We start from the raw sequence: 20,572 nt of genomic DNA on the forward strand, positions 1-20,572 counted from the left end.
ACATGGTAGGATATAAGAGTGATGTTGGAATAAAAAGAAAATTTAATGAGGATAGTGTGGGTCATTTTGAATGTGATTCATATAGCATATATATTGTTGCTGATGGAATGGGTGGGCATAATGCCGGTGAAGTTGCAAGTGAAATGGCGGTATCTAACGTTATTGAATTTGTAAAAAATAATATTAATTCACTTGGTGAATGCGTTCTTGAGGATGCAATAGAAAATGTAAATAAAAAAATATATAATTATTCAGTTAGTAATCTTAAGTTAAGTGGAATGGGAACTACTATAACAGCATGTTTAAGATACGATGGAAAGATAGTTATAGCAAATGTTGGAGATAGTTCTTGTTTTGGAATTAAGGATAATAATTTATTCAAACTAACAAAAGACCATTCGTTAGTGCAACAACTTATAGATTCTGGAAGTATATCAGAAGAAGAAGCAATTAATCATCCTAATAAAAATATAATAACTAGGGCAGTTGGAACACATGAAAGTGTTGAAGTTGATATATTTAAGTTTGATAGTGATGAATATGATAAATATTTAATTTGTTCAGATGGACTTACAAATGAAGTGTCAACAGAAAAAATAACTGAAATTATAGATAGAGAAAAAGATAATAAACTTGCTTGTTGTGAGTTAGTAGATGAAGCTAACAAAAATGGTGGAAGAGATAATATTACAGTTATATTGTTTGGAGGAGAGAGCGTATGAATGGTGAAGTATTAGGCGATAGATATGAACTACTTGAAAAAGTAGGAGAAGGCGGTATGGCTGTTGTCTATAAAGCTAGATGTAATAAGCTAAATAGATATGTGGCTGTAAAGATATTAAAAAATGAATATTCAGACAATGATGAAATAGTAAGCAAGTTTAAAAGAGAAGCGACTGCTATCGCTAAGTTATCACATAATAATATAGTTAATGTATTAGATGTAGGAACACAGGGTGATATAAACTATATAGTTATGGAATATGTAGATGGTAAAACATTAAAAGAAGTTGTAGAAGAATTTGGCAAGATAAGTTGCGAAACAGCTTTAACAATTGCCATTCAAATTGCTAAAGCATTAGAGTGTGCACATAAAAATGGCATAATTCATAGAGATATTAAGCCTCAAAACATATTAGTTACAAGTGATGGTTTAGTTAAAGTAACTGATTTTGGAATTGCTAAAATCGCTGACTCTGCTACTCTTACAAATACTAGTACTATACTTGGTTCTGCTCATTATTTTTCACCAGAGCAAGCAAAGGGTGGCTTCATTGATAATAAGACAGATATTTATTCATTAGGAATAGTTATGTATGAAATGCTTACAGGAAAACTTCCTTTCGAAGCTGATTCTCCTGTAACAATAGCATTAAAACATCTTCAAGAAGATCCTGTTCCACCAAAAGAGTTAAATCCTAAAATACCAGAGAGTCTTAATAAAGTTGTTTTAAAATGCATGGAAAAGGATGCAAATAATAGATATCAAAATGTAAATGAACTAATATCAGATCTTCAAAAAATAAAACAAAATCCAGACGCTCAAATAGGTGATGATGGAATAAATGAAAATGATCAAACTGTAGAACATACAATAATTATGGCACCTGTAAAGGAACCGGTTGTTGAAAGTGTAGATGATTTTGAAGATGAATACTATGATGATGACGACGCTGAATATTATGATGATGACGATGAATACTATGATGATTCTGAGGAAGCAGAAGAAAAAGTAAAAAATAAACCTAAAAATAAAAAATCAAGTAAAAAAGGAATAATAATTGGAATTGTTTCAGTATTAGTATTAGCCATTTTAGGTGTTGGAGGTTACTTTATGCTTTCAGGAAACAAAGCGAAAGAAGTAATAGTACCTAATTTTGTTGGCATGAATATAAAAGATGCCCAAGAAAAAGCTACTAGTTTAAAAATAAACTTAAGCATAAAAAGCGTAAAAAGTAACGAAAAAGAAGGAACAATAATTAATTCAAATCCAAAGGCTGGAGAAAAAATAAATGAAGGTTCAACTGTAGAAGTTGAAGTTAGTAGTGAAGAAAAAATTACTATGCCTAATTTAGTTGAAGATAAGTTAAGTGATGCTAAAGCAAAACTTGAAAGTCTTGGAATTAAAAACATAATTGTTCAAGAGGATTATAGTGATTCAATAGCAAGTGGTAATGTTATGACTCAAACACCTGAACAAGGTCAAGAGGTAACAAAAGAATCATCAGTTACATTAACAGTAAGTAAAGGTAAAAAAGTTGAAACTGTTGAGGTTCCAAATGTAAATGGCTTATCAGAAAGTGAAGCTAGAAATAAATTAGCAGGATTCAATGTAAATGTAGAAACTAAAACTACAACAGATAAAACATTAGATGGCAAAGTTATTGGTCAAAATCCTTCTGCAGGTACTTCAGTAAATAAAGGAAGTACAATTACATTAGCAATTGGAAGATATAAAGAAGAAGATATAAATGTAGGGAATATAATATCAAAAGGAATGACAGGTTCAGATGCTAAATCAGCTCTTGAAGCAAAAGGATTTAATGTATCACTTGCAGGAGATGGAGAGGAAGGACTTGTAACGGGTTGGACTCCAAATAGTGCACCAAAAGGAAGTACTATAACAATAACAACTAAAACTGAAAAAATAAGTATAAGTGATATAATATCAAAAGGGATGAAAGGTACAGACGCAAAGTCAGCTCTTGAAGCAAAAGGATTTAGTGTATCCTTTGGGGGAGATGGAGCAGAAGGACTTGTAACTGGTTGGACTCCAAATAGTGCGCCAAAAGGAAGTAATATAACAATAACAACTAAGCTAGATGATTCAAAGCCAACAACTGGTGAGCATAATAATGATAAGAAAAATAATTAAAATAAAAAAGCAGAGTGAGTTAATCACTTTGCTTTTTTATTTTAATACAAATATTGTTGCAAAAAATTATAAAAAGTGTTTATATTAATAAGAGAGAAGAAAAAAGTTTGGAGGAAATATGAAGGGAAAAATAATTAAAGGAATAGGTGGATTCTATTATATAAAGACAGAAGAAGGAATAATAGAATGTAAAGCAAGAGGGAAATTTAGACATAAATCACTTAAACCTATAGTTGGAGATAATGTTGAAATAAAAATTGAAAATGGAAAAGGTACTATAGAAGATATAGAAGAGAGAAGTTCAGAACTTATAAGACCAACTGTTGCAAACGTAACACAAGCTTTTGTAGTATTTGCTGTTAAAAATCCAGATTTGAATTTTGATTTATTAAATAGATTTTTAGTGCTTTGTGAAAGTAACAATATAAAAGTAATTGTTGCATTAAATAAGATTGATTTAGTAAGTGAAGAAGAGAAAGAAGAATTAAAGAAAAGGATTAACTCTATAGGTTATGAAGTTTTATTCATAAATGCTAAAAAAGGTATAGGTATAGAAGCTTTAAGGGAAAGACTAAGTAATAATGTAACAGTTCTTTGTGGACCTTCTGGAGCTGGAAAATCAACTCTTATAAATACACTTACAAATAAAGAACATATGGAGACTGGTGAAGTAAGTGAAAAAATAGGTAGAGGTAAACATACAACTAGACATAGTGAACTTATAGAAGTATCAAATGGGTATATAGTTGATACTCCAGGTTTTTCAACTTTAGATGTAAACTTTATGGATAAAGAAAATTTAAGATATTGTTTTCCAGACTTTGAAAAGTTTAATGATAGTTGCAAATATAGAGGATGTCTTCATTATAAAGAACCAGGCTGTGCAGTTAAAGAAGCTGTAGAAAATGGGAAAATAAATAAATATAGATATGAATTTTATGTAAGAACACTAGAAGAAATAATAAATGGGAGGAGATATTAATATGATAAAAATAGCACCATCAATTTTATCAGCAGATTTTTCAAAATTAGGAGAAGAGGTAGAATTACTTGATAAAGGGGGAGCAGACTATATACATATAGATGTAATGGACGGAGCATTTGTACCAAATATTACACTTGGAGCACCAATAGTTAAAGCTATTAGAAATAGAACTGATAAAGTATTTGATGTTCATTTAATGGTAGAATCACCATCAAGATACATAGATGATTTCGTAGATGCAGGAGCAGACATAATAACAATTCATTATGAGGCAGAAAAACATATTGATAGAGCTATTCAATATATAAAATCAAAAGGGGTTAAAGCTGGTATAGTATTAAATCCTGGAACTCCAACAATAATGATAAAAGATTTAATATCAAAAATAGATATGGTTTTAATTATGAGTGTTAATCCTGGATTTGGAGGACAAAGTTTCATAGATTATTCTTTAGAAAAAGTTAAAGAAGTAGATGAAATGAGAAAAAAATATAATAAAGATTTAATAATAGAAATAGATGGTGGAGTATGCAAAGATAATATAAAAGCTGTTAGAGAAGCTGGAGTTGATGTAGCAGTTGCAGGTTCTGCTGTTTATAAAAATGGTGAAGTTATGAAAAATATAAGTGAATTAAAGAGGAATGCTTAAAAAATGAGAGCAATAATAGTTACTGGAGGAAGTGAACCTTCATACGAGTTATTAAAATCATACATAAATGAGGATGATATTATAATTGGAGTAGATAAAGGTTGTAATACTCTTAAAAGATTAAATATAATGCCTAATATGATTTTAGGAGACTTTGATTCAATAGATGATAATGTTATTTCATATTTTAAAGGAAAAAATATTGCTATAGAAAAATTTAATCCTGAGAAAGATTATACAGATACTCATCTTGCATATAATAAAGCGAAAGATATATTTAATGTGGATGAAATTATTATGTTTGGGGCTACAGGTACAAGACTAGACCATACACTTGGAAATATAGGCCTTATGATTAATGCATTAAATGATAATATAAAGCTAGAAATTATTAATGAAAATAATAGAATGTTTGCTGTTAATAAAAGTACTGTTATAAAAAAAGATGCTGGAAAAGTTATATCATTTCATGCCTTAAGTGATGAGGTGAAAAATTTTAATATAACAGGTGGTAAATATCCATTAAAAAATTATAATATGAAAATATTAGAACCTAGAGCAATTTGCAATGAATTTTTAGATGGAGATATTAACATATCTTTTGATTCAGGAATCATATTAGTATTATATACAAATGATTAAATAAATTTAGAACCAATATTAACTATTTAGCATATAATATAAATAGTAGTATTGGTTTTAATAATTTAATTGGAGGATTTATGAGAATAGTAGCTATAAAGTTGCCTAAGTGTATATCAAATGTAATAAGATTTTTTAGAAGAAAGAAAAAAGATACATAAATTTGGGCGTAAAAAAAATGCATTGCTAGTGCAGTGCATTTTTTTTATTTGAACTATATTGCTCTTTCAACCTTACCAGATCTAAGACATCTTGTACAAACATGAACTTTCTTTGGAGTTCCGTTAACTAAAGCCTTTACTTTCTTTATGTTAGGAGCCCAAGTTCTCTTTGATTGACGATGTGAATGGCTGTATTGTACACCTGAAACAACGCCTTTATTACAAATTTCGCATCTTCTTGCCACTTGAAAACACCTCCTTGTTAAGTGAAGATATAATTCTCTTCAATAGGACAGAATTCATTGTACCATAACAAATAGGTATTTTGCAATAGTATATTAAAAAAAAATATATAATATTTTGGAAGATTCTTATATAAATCTTGAATATTAAAGCTTTCTAATATAAAATATATGTATGATATGTGTAAGGAGGAATCGTAATGGTAGGATTTTCAAGAGAAAATGGTAAGGTTCATTACTCAGAAGAAGTGTTAGCAAAAATTGTTGGATTATCAACAATGGAATGTTACGGTGTAGTAGGAATGGTTTCAAAGAATGCTACAGAAGGTCTTTGGGAGTTAATTGGAATAGAGCATTTCAATAAAGGTGTTAAGATAAATGTTAATGATGATGATAAATTAGATATTGAATTATTTGTTATGGTTGAATATGGAACAAAAATTTCAGTTATAGCAAACAACATTATTCAAAAAGTACGTTATAATGTAGAAAACTTTACTGGATTAAAAGTATCATCAATTACAGTAAATGTTCAAGCGGTAAGAGTCTAGGAGGTAAAAAACTAATGGAATTTAATAAGATAAACGGCCGTGATTTTTATAACATGGTAGTAAATGCAAGTAACAGACTAGCTGAAAAGAGCGATTTTGTTAATGCTTTAAATGTATTCCCAGTACCAGATGGAGATACAGGAACTAACATGTCAATGACTTTTAAAGCAGCTGTTAAAGAAATCGAAAATATAGATTCAGATTCTATAGAAGTAGTATCTAAAAAACTTGCAAAAGGTGCACTTATGGGAGCTAGAGGTAACTCAGGAGTTATTCTTTCACAAATACTTAGAGGTTTTTCAAAAGGATTAGCAGGACATGAAGAAGTTTCAGTAGTAGAATTTGCAAATGCTATTAAGGAAGGATCAACTTCAGCATATAAAGCTGTAATGAGACCTACAGAAGGAACTATTTTATCAGTTATAAGAGCATCAGCAGAATCAGCTGTTAAGTCAAAAGCTAGAAATATAGTAGAGCTTTTAGAAGAGGTTAATAAAGATGCTAAGATTATGTTAGATAAGACACCAGAATTATTACCAGCACTTAAAAAAGCTAAGGTCGTTGATTCAGGTGGTATGGGTCTTTATATAATACTTCAAGGAATGCTTGAAGCATTAAAAGATGGAATTGTAGCAGAAGTTAAAGATATAAAAATTGGTGAAGGTGGAATTGAAGCTACTGGAGCTAAAACAACTCAAGATGCAGATATAAAATTCGGATACTGTACAGAGTTTATAGTTTTAGGTGATGCAAATAAATCAAATGAATTACAAAGTGAAATAGAATCACTTGGAGATTCTATGATAGTTGTTGGATATGATGATGTTATAAAAGTTCATATTCATACAAATGATCCAGGTTTAGTTTTATCAAAGGCTGTAAAAATTGGTGAACTTTCAAAAATTAAAATTGATAATATGAGAGAAGAACATAGAGAAATATTAGCAGCAGAAATGAGAGCAGAACAAGAAGAGACTAAAGAAGTAGAAGAAACTAAAAAATATGGATTCGTAACTGTTGCTATGGGTGAAGGTATTACAAATATATTTAAGGATTTAGGAGTTGATTACGTTATAGAAGGCGGTCAAACTATGAATCCATCAACTCAAGATATTTTAGATTGTATAGAAAAAATAAATGCTGAAAATATATTTATTTTACCAAACAATAAAAATATAATAATGGCTGCATCACAAGCAAAAGATATTTCAGATAAAAATGTTATTGTTGTACCAACAACAACTATTCCTCAAGGAATTACTTGTGTATCAATGTTTAATAGAGATGCATCTCCAGAAGAAAATGAAGAAGAGTTAAAAGAACTTATGGAATCAGTAAAAACTGGTTCAGTAACATATGCTGTAAGAGATACTGAAATAGATGGTATTGAAATAAAAGAAGGAAATATGCTTGGCTTAGTTGAAGGTAAAATAAAAGAAGTTTCAAATGATAAATTTGAAGCTGCTGAAAAAGTACTTGAAAACATGGTTGATGAAGATAGTGAATTAATAACTATATTCTATGGTGAAGATGTTAAAGAAGAAGAAGCAGATGACTTTGTAGCTAAGTTAGAAGAAAAATATGAAGATTGTGATATACAATTGTATAAGGGAGACCAACCTTTATATTACTTCTTAATGTCAGTAGAATAATAAATATAAAATTACGTATAATAAAAAGCACCGTAAGGTGCTTTTGCTATTTCACAAATAAAAGAGGTGATTACATGAATATATATACGACTGTTAATAATATTAAAGGAGTAGGTTTAAAATCTACAGAAAAACTTAATGAGGTAGGTATATTTAGCATATTAGATTTGCTTTTATATTTTCCAAGAGATTATGAATTTGTAAATGGAAACAATAGCATAAATGAAATAGATGAAAATGAAAAACAAATATTAAAGTGCAATATGGTTAAGTTAAAAGGAGATTTTAGAACTAAAACAGGGAAAATAATAACTACAATAGAATTTAATTATAAAGGAATTAAAGTTATAGCTAAATGGTTTAATCAGCCTTATATAAAAACAAAATTTAAATTTAAAGAATTTTATAATCTTTTAGGAAAGTATAAAAAAGTATCTAATACATTGGAAATAACAAATCCGATAATAGCATCAAATGAATCTCTTAAAAGTGAAATAATTCCTAAATATTCTTTAAAAGGAGAATTAACTAATAATTTTTTAGTTAAAATAATTGGAGAAGTTTTAGATAATATTTATGTAAGTGAAAATTTACCTTATGAAATAATAAAAAAGTATAACTTAATATCATTTGATGATGCTATTCGTGAAATACATTTTCCAAAAGATAAAGATCTCTTAAAAAAATCTATAGATAGATTGAAATTTCAAGAACTATTTACATATTCTATGAAATTACTTTTACTTAAAAAGAAGTCTAGGGTAAAGGATGGTATTGGATTTAATTGGAGTAAGGAACTTAATGATTTAAGAGAATCCCTTCCATTTTCATTGACAAATGCACAAGCTAAAGTAGTAAGAGCTATACTTAAAGATCAAGGGTCTAAATATCCAATGAATAGATTAGTTCAAGGGGATGTAGGTTCTGGAAAAACTATTGTTGCTTTAATTGCTATTTTTAATGCATATAAAAATGGATATCAATCAGCATTTATGGCACCAACTGAAATATTGGCTAATCAACATTACAAAGAAGCTAAAAGTGTTTTTAAAAACTTCCATATTGATGTTGAACTTTTAACAGGAAGTACATCTAACAAAGAAAAAAAGAGAATAAAAGAAAAAATAAAAGAAAATAATCCTTTGGTAGTTATAGGTACTCATGCACTTATACAAGAAGATGTAGAATTTAGTAATTTAGCATTAGCAATAACTGATGAACAACATAGATTTGGGGTTGGGCAAAGAAGTAAGCTTATAAATAAAGGGAAGAAAGCAGATGTTTTGGTAATGACTGCTACGCCAATTCCTAGAACATTAGCTTTATATGTTTATTCGGATTTAGATGTATCAGCAATAGACGAACTTCCACCTGGTAGAAAGAAGATTGATACTAGATTTTTTAAAGAAGAAGAAAGAGATAGTGCTTATAGCCTTGCTTATAGTGAAATAGAGAAAGGAAGACAAGTATATATTGTATGTCCTCTTATTGAAGAAGATGAAAGTGAAAAATTAAACTCTGTTGAAAGTGTATATGAGAAGTTAACAAATGGTATATTTAGAAATATAAAAGTTGAATATTTACATGGAAAAATGAAGGCTAACGAAAAAGATGAAATAATAAATAGATTTAAATTAGGAGAAACTAAAGTTTTAATATCAACTACAGTTATTGAAGTTGGTGTAAATGTACCTAATGCTTCAGTTATGATAGTTGAAAATGCAGAAAGATTTGGATTAGCACAGCTTCATCAATTGAGAGGTCGTGTTGGAAGAGGAGAATATGAATCTTATTGTATATTAATTGCAAAAGCAAAAAGTGATACAACTAAAAGAAGAATGGAAATTTTAACTGAATCAACTGATGGATTTTATATATCAGAACAAGATTTAAAACTTAGAGGTTCAGGTGAAATGTTTGGAGTTAGACAAAGTGGAGATGAAGGATTTTTACTTGCTGACCTTTATGAAGATATGAATATACTTATTAAGGCAAGGGAAGAGGCTAATAACATATTGTTTAATGAAACAAAAGAAAACATACAATTAATAAATGAAATAGAAAATAATTTGGAAAAAAGCAGTAAATATATTTGCTTTAATTAATTATAAATTGTATAAAAAAGTTGATTATGATAGAATTAAATATATATAACTACTTAAGGAGGACAAAAGAGTGAGAATAATAGCTGGAAAGGCAAGAGGACGTAAATTATTATCACCACCAACATATGAAACAAGACCTACTTTAGATAGAGTAAAAGAGGCAATGTTTAGTATGATTCAAGGATATATACCTGATGCTAGTGTTGTAGATGTATTTGCAGGAACTGGTAGCTTGGGATTAGAAGCGGCAAGTAGAGGAGCAAAGGAGTGTTATTTATTTGACAAAAGTAAAACAACATTTCCACTACTAAAAAAGAATGTTGAAGAGCTTAAATTTAGTGATTTTTGTTTCCCGATGAATATAGATGCTTATGATGGATTAAGAGGTCTTGCAAGAAAAGGAAAAAAATTTGACTTAATATTTATAGATCCACCATACTGTAAAGAAATGATTCCAGAAGCTTTAAAAATTATAAAAGAAAATAATTTATTACTTGAAGATGGAATAATTGTAACTAAAATTGATAGCATTGAAGAGATATATGAAGGATATGAAGATATTAAACTTATAAAAAGCAAAAAATATGGAAATACAACTGTTTGCTTCTATGAAATAGAAGGAGAAGAAGATTAATGAGAGAAGCTATATATCCTGGAAGCTTTGACCCTATAACTAATGGACACTTAGATGTTATAGAAAGAGGTTCTAAAATTTTTGATAAGATAGTAGTTGCTGTTCTTATAAATATAGAAAAAAAGGGATTATTTAATATAGAGGAAAGAGTAGAACTTATTAAAAAAGCAACATCACATATTGAAAATGTTGAAGTTATAAGTTTTGAGGGGCTTTTAATTGATTTATTAAAACAAAGAAATAGTAACTTAATAATAAAAGGATTAAGAAATACTATTGATTTTGATTATGAAGCACAGATGGCACTTATAAATAAAAGTTTAGACTCTGATATTGAGACGGTATTTATGATATCAGCACCTAATAATTCCTTTATAAGTTCATCAGCTGTTAAGCAAGTTGCTAAATTTAATGGTAGTATAGATAATTTAGTGCCAGAAAGTATTAGAGATTATATATTAAGCAAAATAAAAAATAATAAATAGGAGGTATATATGGATAAACAAGAAGCTGAAGTTATAGAATATTTAGAATACTTACAAGATACTATAGATAGAGCACCAAAAGTTCCTATGAGTGGTAAAGTTATGGTAGATAAAAAAGAGTTTGTGGAAATTATTGATGATGTCATAAACTGTTTGCCAGATCAAGTTAAAAAGGCTAAATGGGTAATGAGTGAAAGAGAGAGAATTTTAGCAGAGGCAAAAAGAGAATATGATTCTGTTAAAGAAGAAACTATGCTTCTTATGAGACAAAATATTGAAAATCATGATATTGTTAAAGAAGCTAAAATAAGAGCTCAAGAGATATTAGCAACTGCAAAAAGAGAAGCTAAAAATTTAAGAGTTAGTGCTAGAGATTATGCTGATGAAATACTAACAGATTTAGATAAAGAAATGGAAAAAAAGAAAATGGAGCTTATAAAATCGCTTCAAGTAAGTTTCGAAGATACAGCTAAAGAAATTGATGAAAATCTTACAAAAGCTTGCTCCATTGTAAAAGAAAACATAAAAGAATTAAGAACTATGGACTAGCCTTTCTTAATATTTTTAATAACATATTGAATAGAGAAAAGTAAAATTAAAAATATTAATATTGGAATTAAGTAATTAATTGTACTGGCATATTTATTAAAATTAGATACAGTATTATAGGTTTCTACAGTTTTAAATATTATATTAGATAATGAAAATGTTAAAATAAAGCTAAATATTCCTTGAATAAGTTTTAAAAAAATATATCTTATAAATGGTATATTATGTTTGCCTATAAATGAAAATGTTTGGGCAATTATTGATATGCCTGAAAATGATGCTAAAAAGCTTATTATAGACAACTTAAAATGTATTGACATAGAACTAGATGCAATTATATTACATCCGTTTGTTAATTCAATGCTACCTAAAAATGTTCCATATAACATGTTTTTTGGTATATTGAATAAATTTTCTATATTAAAAAATATGTCTTTTAAAAAATTTATATTTTTTAATATAGATATAATTACTGAAAAAGCAACAACATATGCGCATACAGATAAAGTAGTATTTAATGCATCTTTAATAGATTTATCTAAGGCAATACTAAAGTTTACTTTTTTAAATGAAGTCTTTTGTACATTATAATTATGTGCAGAAGACTTTTTTATTGTTATTATAGCAATAAAAAGTATAGATAAATAATTACTAATAAGCAAAAAATAACCGTATTTTGCATCACCAAGTAATGAAGCTCCCACAGAACCAATTAAAAATATAGGACCTGTATTTGAAGCTATGTTTATAAGCCTTATATAATCATTTTTTTTAATACCTCCACTTTCATACAGATTAGTGCTAAATTTAGCTCCCAATGGATTTCCACATAAAATGCTTCCAATTATAGGGAAAGAGCAATTGGGTGGCAATTTTAAAGGTTTGCATATAAGAGGTCCTACTAATTTTGAATATGTTGATATACCATCATAACATATAAGCAAGTTACATATAAGAGAAAATGAAAAAATTGTTGGTATTATTGCTTTAAAGCAAAGTTTTAAGCCATCTATTGCAGCATTAATAGATGAGTCTATATTACTTACAAATAATATTATTAAAATAGTTATAAAAAAACAAAATATATTGTTTTTGTTAATATCTAAAAGTCTAGATAATAAAATAATAAAAATAAATATAAAAAAACATAAAAGAAAAATATAAATACTATTCATGAAATCACTCCCATCAATAGTATTTATATGCAGGTTATTCAATAAACTTTACTTATGTATATAAGGTGTTTTCAAATAATCTTCAATAGGTGATATTGAACTATTTAAGTTTGAATAAGCCCTTGTTCCCAGTAAGTTTATTTTTAATATATCATCATTAATATGTTTTGGAATTTTATTTAATATTTTTAAATTAGAATTAGATTTGATTTCTTTTAATATTTTCATACCATTAGAATTAAGTGCTAACGGTCTTATAAAATTAAAGTCATAGTTTTTAATATCATTTAAATTGAAATTTTCAAGCCCTATAAAGAAACTTGTAAGTATTCTATTTATTCGTGTATAAGTATATCTTTTACTTTTGATATTTAATATAAGTTCATCAATAGAATTTGCATTAAGTATTTCTTTTTTTATTTTATTGTCTAATCCTTCAGATAAATCATTTATATTTTTTAAATTATAATCATTAGTTAAAATTTTATATTTTAAAAATTTAAACATACTATCCTCAAAAACAAAATTATAGTTTTCATTAAATAAAGTCTCTAACTCGTTATAAGTTTCTAATGGAATAGAATTTTTTAAACATTTTATATTACCAGTTTCTTTTAAAAATTTCCTTATAGATGTAGCGGATGAAAAGGTTTTGCTTAAATTTTCATCGTTATAATTACTACCTTCTCTTTTAAGTGTAAAAGGCTTTATATTACTATTTAATTTTATAAGAGATTTTATATATTCTATAGCTAATATATTATTTGAATTTGATAGGATTTCAGATATATTATCATTTGGGAAAATGTTCTCTAAAGTATTGGTTCTTGCTATATGAAAAGGAATACCTTTTTTTAGTTCGTTTTTCAGAAGTTCTTTATATTCACAAGATTCAAAAGATAAAAATTTAGATATTTTAAATAGATCATCTATATTACCACTTTCACTTCCGAAGTAAAGGTTGTTTACACAGTTTAAACTATTTAAAAGTTTTACGCCACCAAAAGCAAAATTTTCTGCAGAAGATAGTGAATATATAAGTGGTAACTCTAAAACTAAATCTACACCGTTTAAAACAGCGATTTTAGCTCTTTTATATTTATCTATAATAGCAGGAGTACCTCTTTGCATAAAATCGCCACTCATTACACAAATTATACCATCAGCGTTTGTATCTTTTATTGCATTTTTCAAATGATGTTTATGACCTAAATGAAAGGGATTATATTCAGTTATAATACCAGTTAAATTCATATAAAAAATCCTCCTAAATATTGAAATAATATTCATAGTATAGCATACAATTTTTGAAATGGCACATTTAAAGGCTGGAAGGAAAGTATTCAGAAAATTTGCAGTATTTCAAATCTAATGAATTCAATTAAAAGGTAAAAAAATGCTCTTTAAAGGTTGAAAATTTACATCAATTAGGAGTATATTAATATGTGAAGATATACACGGATCTTTGAAAGGAGAAATGAACATGGAACTTATGAATAAAATATGGGAGGCTGCAAAAGCTGATAAAAAGAAGATAGTCCTTCCTGAAGGCGACGAGGCTAGAACGGTAGTTGCAGCAAGAAAAATATTTGATGAAGGAATAGCTATACCAGTATTAATAGGTAATAGAGAAAGAATATTAAATTCTGGTAAAGAACAAGGTGTTGATCTTGAAGGAGTAGATATAATAGATCCAGAGACATCACCAAAGCTTAATGAATATATAGAAGCTTTTTACGAGTTAAGAAAAAACAAAGGTATGACAATGGAAAAAGCGGAAAGAATAGTTAGAGACCCTCTTTATTTTGCTACAATGATGGTAAAATTAGATGATGCTGATGGTATGGTTTCAGGAGCTGTTCACACAACAGGAGACCTTTTAAGACCAGGTCTTCAAATAATAAAAACTGCACCAGGAGTATCAGTAGTATCAAGTTTCTTTATAATGCTTGTACCAGGATCAAAATATGGAGAAGAAGGTATGCTTTTATTCTCAGATTGTGCTGTTAACCCAAATCCAAATTCAGATCAATTAGCAGCTATAGCAATAGCAACAGCAGAAACAGCTAAAAATCTTTGTAAGATGGAACCTAAAGTTGCAATGCTTTCATTCTCAACTATGGGAAGTGCAGATCATGACTTAGTTGATAAAGTTAGAACAGCAACAGAAAAAGCTAAAGAATTAAGACCTGATTTACAAATAGATGGAGAGTTACAATTAGATGCAGCGATAGTTCAAAAAGTTGCAGATCAAAAAGCTCCAAGTAGTAAAGTTGCAGGAAATGCAAATGTATTAGTATTCCCAGATTTACAAGCTGGAAATATAGGATATAAATTAGTTCAAAGATTTGCTAATGCAGATGCTATAGGACCAGTATGTCAAGGTTTTGCAAAACCTATTAATGATTTATCAAGAGGATGTAGTTCAGAAGATATAGTTAACGTTGTAGCATTAACAGCAGTTCAAGCGCAAGCTTCAAAGTAATAATAGATAGTAGTAATAATAGCAGTAGTATATACGTACTTTGATAATTTTTAAGGGGGATCTTAAGATGAAAATATTAGTAATAAATTGTGGAAGTTCATCATTAAAGTATCAATTAATAGATATGACTAACGAAGGTGCAATAGCTCAAGGATTAGTTGAAAGAATAGGAATAGATGGTTCGATATTAACTCAAAAAGTTGAAGGTAGAGATAAATATATAATAGAACAAGAAATGAAAGATCATAAAGATGCTATAAAATTAGTTTTAGAAGCATTAGTTGATGAAAAAAATGGTGTTATAAAATCAATGGATGAAATAGCAGCAGTTGGACATAGAGTAGTTCATGGTGGAGAAAAATATTCAAAATCAGTTTTAGTTGATGAAGAAGTTATGAAATGTTTAGAAGATTGTGTGAAACTTGCACCACTTCATAATCCTCCTAACATAATAGGAATAGAAGCTTGTAAGGCTTTAATGCCAAAAACTCCTATGGCTGTAGTTTTTGATACAGCATTCCATCAAACAATGCCAGAAGAAGCATATGTTTATGCTATACCATATGAATATTATGAAAATAATGGCGTAAGAAGATATGGATTCCATGGAACATCACATAAATATGTGTCACAAAAGGTTGCGGAAGCAATGGGAAAAGATATAAAAGATTTAAAAATAATAACTTGCCACTTAGGAAATGGTGCATCAGTTACTGCAGTTAAGGATGGAAAATCAATAGATACATCAATGGGATTTACACCTCTTGATGGAATAGTTATGGGTACAAGATCAGGTAGTATAGACCCATCAATAGAAACATTCTTAATGTCAGAACTTGGATATTCAGGAGAAGAAATAAATGATATTTTAAATAAAAAATCAGGTATTTTAGGATTATCAGGAGTAAGTTCAGACTTTAGAGATATAAAAAATGCTGCATATAATGAACATAATCACAGAGCACAACTTGCTTTAGATATATTTAGTTATAGTGTTAAAAAGCAAATTGGAGCTTATGCCGCTATTATGGGTGGAGTAGATGTTGTAGTATTTACTGCAGGTGTTGGAGAAAACTCAATAGAAACTAGAGAAGATATAGTTAGAGGATTAGAATTCTTAGGAATTGAGTTAGATACTGAAAAGAATAAAGTCTTTGGAGAACTTAGAGAAATATCAAAAGATGACAGCAAAGTTAAGTTATATGTTGTTCCAACAAATGAAGAATTAATGATTGCTAAAGATACATTAGAATTAATAAAATAGTTAATATTAATAAAAAATCTTGACTTTTTATGTCACCCTTTATATAATAAATTGTGTTTGTTCAGTAAATATTTTAAGCTAAGGGGTGAAAAGGAGCTTTCGCTCGAGCTATGTCACTTATTTTGGGACATAATGTGTTTTTAAAACATGAGGATTTTTATCCAGAGCATGAAATTTATGAAATTACAATTTTCTAATCTTTTTTCAAGAAAAGAAAGAGAAAAAAATTTTTCTTATGAATTTGATATGAAAAAATTTCACTTTGAAGGAGAAGTAGTAGAGCCAGCATCTAAAGTGTTAGTTGATGGTACTGTATATTCAAAGGAGAAAGAGATTGTAGTTAAACTACATGTTAAGACAGAGCTTAAGCTTTGTTGTTCAAGGTGTTTAGATACCTTCATCTATCCAATAGATTTTGAAATAGAAGAAAGGTTTACAAATGTTGACGAATCATTAGATGATGATGTAATATTTGTAAAGGGTGATGAATTAGACATCACAGATTTTGTTGAAAGAGAAATAATTTCAACCTTACCAATTAAAAAGCTTTGCAGTAATGAATGCAAAGGCCTTTGCCACAAGTGTGGTAAAAATCTTAACATTGATAGTTGTACTTGTGATAATGAGGATGTTGATGTTAGATTAGCAGGTCTTAAGGCACTGCTTGAAAATAAGGAGGTGTAATCAATGGGATGTCCAGCAAGAAAAACATATAGAGCAAAAAGAGATTCAAGAAGAGCTCAAACTTTCAAAGCGAGCTTACCAGGAATAGTTGAATGCCCACAATGTCATGAAATGAAACTAGCTCACAGAGTTTGTAAGAGTTGTGGATACTACAAAGGTAAAGAAGTAGCAGCTTCAGAAGAATAAAAGAAAGTCTTATGACTTTCTTTTCTTTATATATAGAAAAAACAAATAAAAAGGGGTGAGTTAAGTGAGAATAGCAATAGATGGAATGGGTGGAGATAATGCACCTAAAGCTGTTGTAGAAGGTGTTATAGATGCTTTGAATGAGTATAAGGACATAGAAGTATATATAACTGGACCGGAAGAAAAAATAAATGATGAATTAAAGAAATATTCATATGATTTAGATAGAATTAAAGTAGTAAACGCTACAGAAGTTATATCTACAAATGAACATCCAGTTATGGCCCTTAGAAGAAAAAAAGATTCTAGTATAGTAAAAGCATTGAATTTAGTTAAAGAAGGCACATGTGAAGCCGTTATATCAGGTGGAAGTACTGGGGCTTTCTTAGCAGGATGTACTTTAATTGTTGGTAGAATAAAAGGTGTTGAAAGACCAGCTTTAGCCCCTATAATGCCAGGAAGAAAAGGTAAGTTTATGATAGTAGATGCAGGTGCTAATGTTGATTGTAAACCTAATTACCTTGTTCAATTTGCTAAAATGGGAAAAATATATTATGAAAATGTATTTGATAAGAAAGATCCAACTGTTGGGCTTATAAATATTGGTGAGGAAGCTGAAAAAGGAAATGAGTTAACAAAAGAAACTTATAAGCTTTTAAGTAATGAATCACTAAACTTTGTAGGTAATGTTGAACCAAGAGAAATACCAACTGGAGAAGTTGATGTTTTAGTTTGTGATGGTTTTGTAGGTAATACTGCTCTTAAATTATATGAGGGTGCTGCAATGAATTTACTTGGTATAATAAAAGATACTATAATGGAAGCGTCTTTTATGCCGAAAATTGGAGCAGCTCTTCTTAAGCCAGTTTTTAAAAAACTTATGATTAAATTTGATTATAAAGAAGTTGGTGGAGCACCTTTTTTAGGAGTAGATGGAATTTGTATAAAAGCTCATGGGAGTTCTGATGGAAAAGCCTTTAAAAATGCAATAAAGCAAACTAGAATTTTCTATAAAGGTAATGTAATAGAAAAAATAAAAGAAGAAATAAAATAAAAATTATTTTGTTAGAATATTGACTGTATATTTAATATATAATATTATCTAAGGGAAGGATTCAGGAGGTGATAATATGTTCGAAAAAATTCAAGAAATAGTATCAGAAAAATTAAGCATAGATAAAGACGAAATAACAATGGAATCATCATTCATTGATGACCTTAATGCAGATTCATTAGATATAGTTGAGTTAATAATGGCATTAGAAGATGAATTAGATATGGAAATTCCAGATGAAGACGTTGAGGGATTCAAGACTGTTGGAGATGTTGTAGAATACGTTAAAAACCATGTTGAAGAATAGTAAAATCCCGCCTTTATCGCGGGATTTTATACTTTAAAAAAAGAAAAATATAAGTAGTATAGTTTATTCTTGAATTTGTTTAAAGAGCAAACTGAAGAATAAACTTAGAGGAGTGAGGATGTATGAATAAATTAAAGATAAAAGAGTTTGAAGAAACTCTTGGAGTAAAATTCACCAATCTAAGTTATTTAAAAAAGGCATTAACACATAGTTCTTTTGCTAATCAATACAAAGATACAGAATATAATGAAAGATTAGAGTTTTTAGGAGATTCAGTTCTTCAATTATGCATAACAGAATATTTATTTAAAAATTATACTGAAAAATCAGAAGGTGAACTTACAAAGATAAGAAGTTTAATCGTTTGTGAAAATTCACTTTTTGAAGTAGCAAAAAGATTAAAGCTAGGAAATTACATAAGAATGAGTAAGGGTGAAGAGCTTACTGGAGGAAGACAAAGAACATCAATACAAGCTGATGCTGTTGAGGCTGTGTTAGCTGCTATATATTTAGATAAGGGATTAGAATTTACAAGAACATTCATTTTAGATGAATTTAAAGACATAATAGATAAAGCAATAAACAATGAAATAATATTAGATTTTAAAACTAAATTACAAGAACATTTGCAAAAAAATGGTGAGGTTCAAATAAAATATGACTTAGTTAAATTTGAAGGACCTCCTCATAGAAGAAAATTCTATACTAGAGTCTTAATAAATGACGAATGTATGGGAGAAGGAGAGGGATACTCTAAAAAGGAAGCAGAGCAAGCTTCAGCTAAGCAAGCATTAGAAAAAATGGGGGTAATAAATGAGTAAAAATTATTATATTATACCTGTTTTTGTTCCTCATGAGGGTTGTCCTCATAACTGTGTATTTTGTAATCAAGATAGAATAACAGGAGTAAAGGATAAAGTTGACGGAACAAAGGTTAAGGAGATTATAGAAGAATATTATTCTACTATAGAAAATAAAGATGCTACTATAGAAGTATCGTTCTTTGGTGGTACTTTTACAGCAATAAAGGAAGAAAAACAAAGAGAATTGTTGGCGGTTGCTAAAAAATATAAGGATTTAGGTATAGTTAAGAAAATAAGAATGTCAACTAGACCAGATTATATAAATGATTATATATTAACATATTTAAAAGAATATGATGTTGATATAATTGAATTAGGAGTACAATCATTAGATAATGATGTTTTAATAGCAGCTGGTAGAGGACATACATCAGAAGATGTAATAAATGCATCTAAACTTATAAAGAAATATGGTATAACTCTAGGGCATCAATTAATGCCTGGATTACCTAAATCAAATAGGGAAAAGGATATAGAAAGTGCTAGATTATCTATAAAACTTAAGCCTAAAATAGTAAGGATATATCCATCTTTAGTAATTAAGGACACTCCTATGGAAATTATGTATAATAGAGGAGAGTACACTCCTTATACATTAGATATGGCAGTTGATGTTAGTAAAGAAATTTATAGTATGTATAAAAAAGAAAATATAAATGTTGTAAGAATAGGACTTCAGCCTACAGATACGATAAATGAAGGTGGAGATATTATAGATGGACCATTTCATCCTGCATTTAGAGAACTTGTGGAGAGTAGTTTACTTATAGATAAAATAAAAAAAGAAATTACAAGTAATAAGTTTGAAATTTTAATAAATAATAGAGATGTTAGTAAACTGTATGCTAAAAAGAAATACTATTTTAATAAGTTAAAAGATGAAGGCTATAATATTACTGTTAATATAACTAATAAAGTTGAAAAAGGAAATGTTTTAATTAGAAATATAATAGAAAAAAATATAGAAATTTAAATAAAACGAGGGTTTTGCTCTCGTTTTGTTTAAATATAATTAAACTATTTA

The 20,572-nt window shown here is 28.4% G+C and carries 21 protein-coding genes and 1 pseudogene; 19 read left to right on the top strand and 3 right to left on the bottom strand.

All coding sequences use genetic code 11. The features are described from left to right. Window positions 1-2 precede the first annotated feature (2 nt). From O212_RS0108025 to O212_RS0108050, 5 genes are all read left to right on the top strand, one after another. On the top strand, window positions 3-722 hold the full coding sequence (locus tag O212_RS0108025) for a Stp1/IreP family PP2C-type Ser/Thr phosphatase (protein WP_024614605.1): 720 nt from the start codon (window positions 3-5) through the stop codon (window positions 720-722). Beyond that, the gene (pknB, locus tag O212_RS0108030; protein WP_024614606.1) at window positions 719-2,875 is read left to right on the top strand and encodes a Stk1 family PASTA domain-containing Ser/Thr kinase; all 2,157 of its coding nucleotides are present in this window, start codon (window positions 719-721) and stop codon (window positions 2,873-2,875) included. The genes O212_RS0108025 and pknB overlap by 4 nt, the downstream gene beginning before the upstream one ends. 118 nt (window positions 2,876-2,993) lie before the next feature. Further along, window positions 2,994-3,857, top strand: coding sequence for a ribosome small subunit-dependent GTPase A (gene rsgA / locus O212_RS0108040; RefSeq protein ID WP_024614607.1), 864 nt, complete (start codon window positions 2,994-2,996; stop codon window positions 3,855-3,857). A gap of 1 nt (window position 3,858) precedes the next feature. After that, window positions 3,859-4,509: a ribulose-phosphate 3-epimerase gene (gene rpe, locus O212_RS0108045; protein WP_024614608.1), complete on the top strand. Its 651-nt coding sequence runs from the start codon at window positions 3,859-3,861 to the stop codon at window positions 4,507-4,509. Between the two features lie 3 nt (window positions 4,510-4,512). Further along, window positions 4,513-5,151 carry a thiamine diphosphokinase gene (locus tag O212_RS0108050; RefSeq protein ID WP_024614609.1) on the top strand — a complete coding sequence of 213 codons (639 nt, stop codon included), beginning with the start codon at window positions 4,513-4,515 and terminating at the stop codon, window positions 5,149-5,151. A gap of 214 nt (window positions 5,152-5,365) precedes the next feature. Here the strand turns inward: O212_RS0108050 and rpmB are convergent, their stop codons facing one another. Then, window positions 5,366-5,557 (bottom strand): 50S ribosomal protein L28, encoded by a 192-nt coding sequence (gene rpmB / locus O212_RS0108060; protein WP_024614610.1) that lies wholly within the window; start codon window positions 5,555-5,557, stop codon window positions 5,366-5,368. Between the two features lie 197 nt (window positions 5,558-5,754). On the opposite strand from rpmB, the gene O212_RS0108065 reads away from it, so the two are divergent. From O212_RS0108065 to O212_RS0108090, 6 genes and pseudogenes are all read left to right on the top strand, one after another. Continuing rightward, on the top strand, window positions 5,755-6,105 hold the full coding sequence (locus O212_RS0108065) for an Asp23/Gls24 family envelope stress response protein (RefSeq protein WP_024614611.1): 351 nt from the start codon (window positions 5,755-5,757) through the stop codon (window positions 6,103-6,105). A gap of 14 nt (window positions 6,106-6,119) precedes the next feature. Then, on the top strand, window positions 6,120-7,757 hold the full coding sequence (locus O212_RS0108070; protein ID WP_024614612.1) for a DAK2 domain-containing protein: 1,638 nt from the start codon (window positions 6,120-6,122) through the stop codon (window positions 7,755-7,757). A 74-nt stretch (window positions 7,758-7,831) separates the two neighbouring features. Then, entirely contained in the window at window positions 7,832-9,862 is a 2,031-nt protein-coding gene (recG, locus tag O212_RS0108075; protein ID WP_024614613.1) for an ATP-dependent DNA helicase RecG, read from the top strand. Between the two features lie 67 nt (window positions 9,863-9,929). Continuing rightward, a pseudogene (gene rsmD, locus O212_RS0108080) lies at window positions 9,930-10,496 on the top strand (16S rRNA (guanine(966)-N(2))-methyltransferase RsmD); the annotation flags it as partial. Further along, window positions 10,496-10,981 (top strand): pantetheine-phosphate adenylyltransferase, encoded by a 486-nt coding sequence (gene coaD / locus O212_RS0108085; protein WP_024614615.1) that lies wholly within the window; start codon window positions 10,496-10,498, stop codon window positions 10,979-10,981. The pseudogene rsmD and the gene coaD, both read left to right, overlap by 1 nt. A 9-nt stretch (window positions 10,982-10,990) precedes the next feature. Beyond that, complete coding sequence (locus tag O212_RS0108090) at window positions 10,991-11,530, top strand: hypothetical protein (RefSeq protein WP_024614616.1); 540 nt, start codon at window positions 10,991-10,993, stop codon at window positions 11,528-11,530. Here the strand turns inward: O212_RS0108090 and ylbJ are convergent. Together ylbJ and O212_RS0108100 are read right to left on the bottom strand one after the other, a co-directional pair. After that, a complete protein-coding gene (ylbJ, locus tag O212_RS0108095; protein ID WP_029699251.1) occupies window positions 11,527-12,705 on the bottom strand; it encodes a sporulation integral membrane protein YlbJ in 1,179 nt (392 codons plus the stop codon). The genes O212_RS0108090 and ylbJ overlap by 4 nt on opposite strands. Window positions 12,706-12,753: 48 nt before the next feature. Next, window positions 12,754-13,959: a nucleotidyltransferase gene (locus tag O212_RS0108100; RefSeq protein ID WP_024614618.1), complete on the bottom strand. Its 1,206-nt coding sequence runs from the start codon at window positions 13,957-13,959 to the stop codon at window positions 12,754-12,756. 229 nt (window positions 13,960-14,188) lie between these two features. Between O212_RS0108100 and pta the strand changes: the two genes are divergently transcribed. From pta to O212_RS0108140, 8 genes are all read left to right on the top strand, one after another. After that, window positions 14,189-15,190 (top strand): phosphate acetyltransferase, encoded by a 1,002-nt coding sequence (gene pta, locus O212_RS0108105; RefSeq protein WP_024614619.1) that lies wholly within the window; start codon window positions 14,189-14,191, stop codon window positions 15,188-15,190. Between the two features lie 67 nt (window positions 15,191-15,257). Beyond that, window positions 15,258-16,454 (top strand): acetate kinase, encoded by a 1,197-nt coding sequence (locus tag O212_RS0108110; RefSeq protein WP_024614620.1) that lies wholly within the window; start codon window positions 15,258-15,260, stop codon window positions 16,452-16,454. 177 nt (window positions 16,455-16,631) lie between these two features. Continuing rightward, window positions 16,632-17,138, top strand: a complete 507-nt coding sequence (locus O212_RS0108115) for a DUF177 domain-containing protein (RefSeq protein WP_024614621.1) — start codon at window positions 16,632-16,634, stop codon at window positions 17,136-17,138. 3 nt (window positions 17,139-17,141) lie between these two features. Further along, entirely contained in the window at window positions 17,142-17,324 is a 183-nt protein-coding gene (gene rpmF / locus O212_RS0108120) for a 50S ribosomal protein L32 (protein WP_024614622.1), read from the top strand. A 64-nt stretch (window positions 17,325-17,388) separates the two neighbouring features. Then, entirely contained in the window at window positions 17,389-18,378 is a 990-nt protein-coding gene (plsX, locus tag O212_RS0108125) for a phosphate acyltransferase PlsX (RefSeq protein ID WP_029699253.1), read from the top strand. A 76-nt stretch (window positions 18,379-18,454) separates the two neighbouring features. Then, the gene (gene acpP, locus O212_RS0108130; RefSeq protein ID WP_024614623.1) at window positions 18,455-18,685 is read left to right on the top strand and encodes an acyl carrier protein; all 231 of its coding nucleotides are present in this window, start codon (window positions 18,455-18,457) and stop codon (window positions 18,683-18,685) included. A 122-nt stretch (window positions 18,686-18,807) separates the two neighbouring features. Then, window positions 18,808-19,506, top strand: a complete 699-nt coding sequence (gene rnc / locus O212_RS0108135; protein ID WP_024614624.1) for a ribonuclease III — start codon at window positions 18,808-18,810, stop codon at window positions 19,504-19,506. Then, complete coding sequence (locus O212_RS0108140; RefSeq protein WP_024614625.1) at window positions 19,499-20,521, top strand: radical SAM protein; 1,023 nt, start codon at window positions 19,499-19,501, stop codon at window positions 20,519-20,521. Before rnc ends, O212_RS0108140 begins: the two co-directional genes overlap by 8 nt. The last annotated feature ends 51 nt before the right edge of the window (window positions 20,522-20,572 follow it).

The sequence above is a fragment of the Clostridium sp. Ade.TY genome (genome assembly GCF_000498355.1).
In the GTDB taxonomy this organism is placed as follows: domain Bacteria; phylum Bacillota; class Clostridia; order Clostridiales; family Clostridiaceae; genus Clostridium.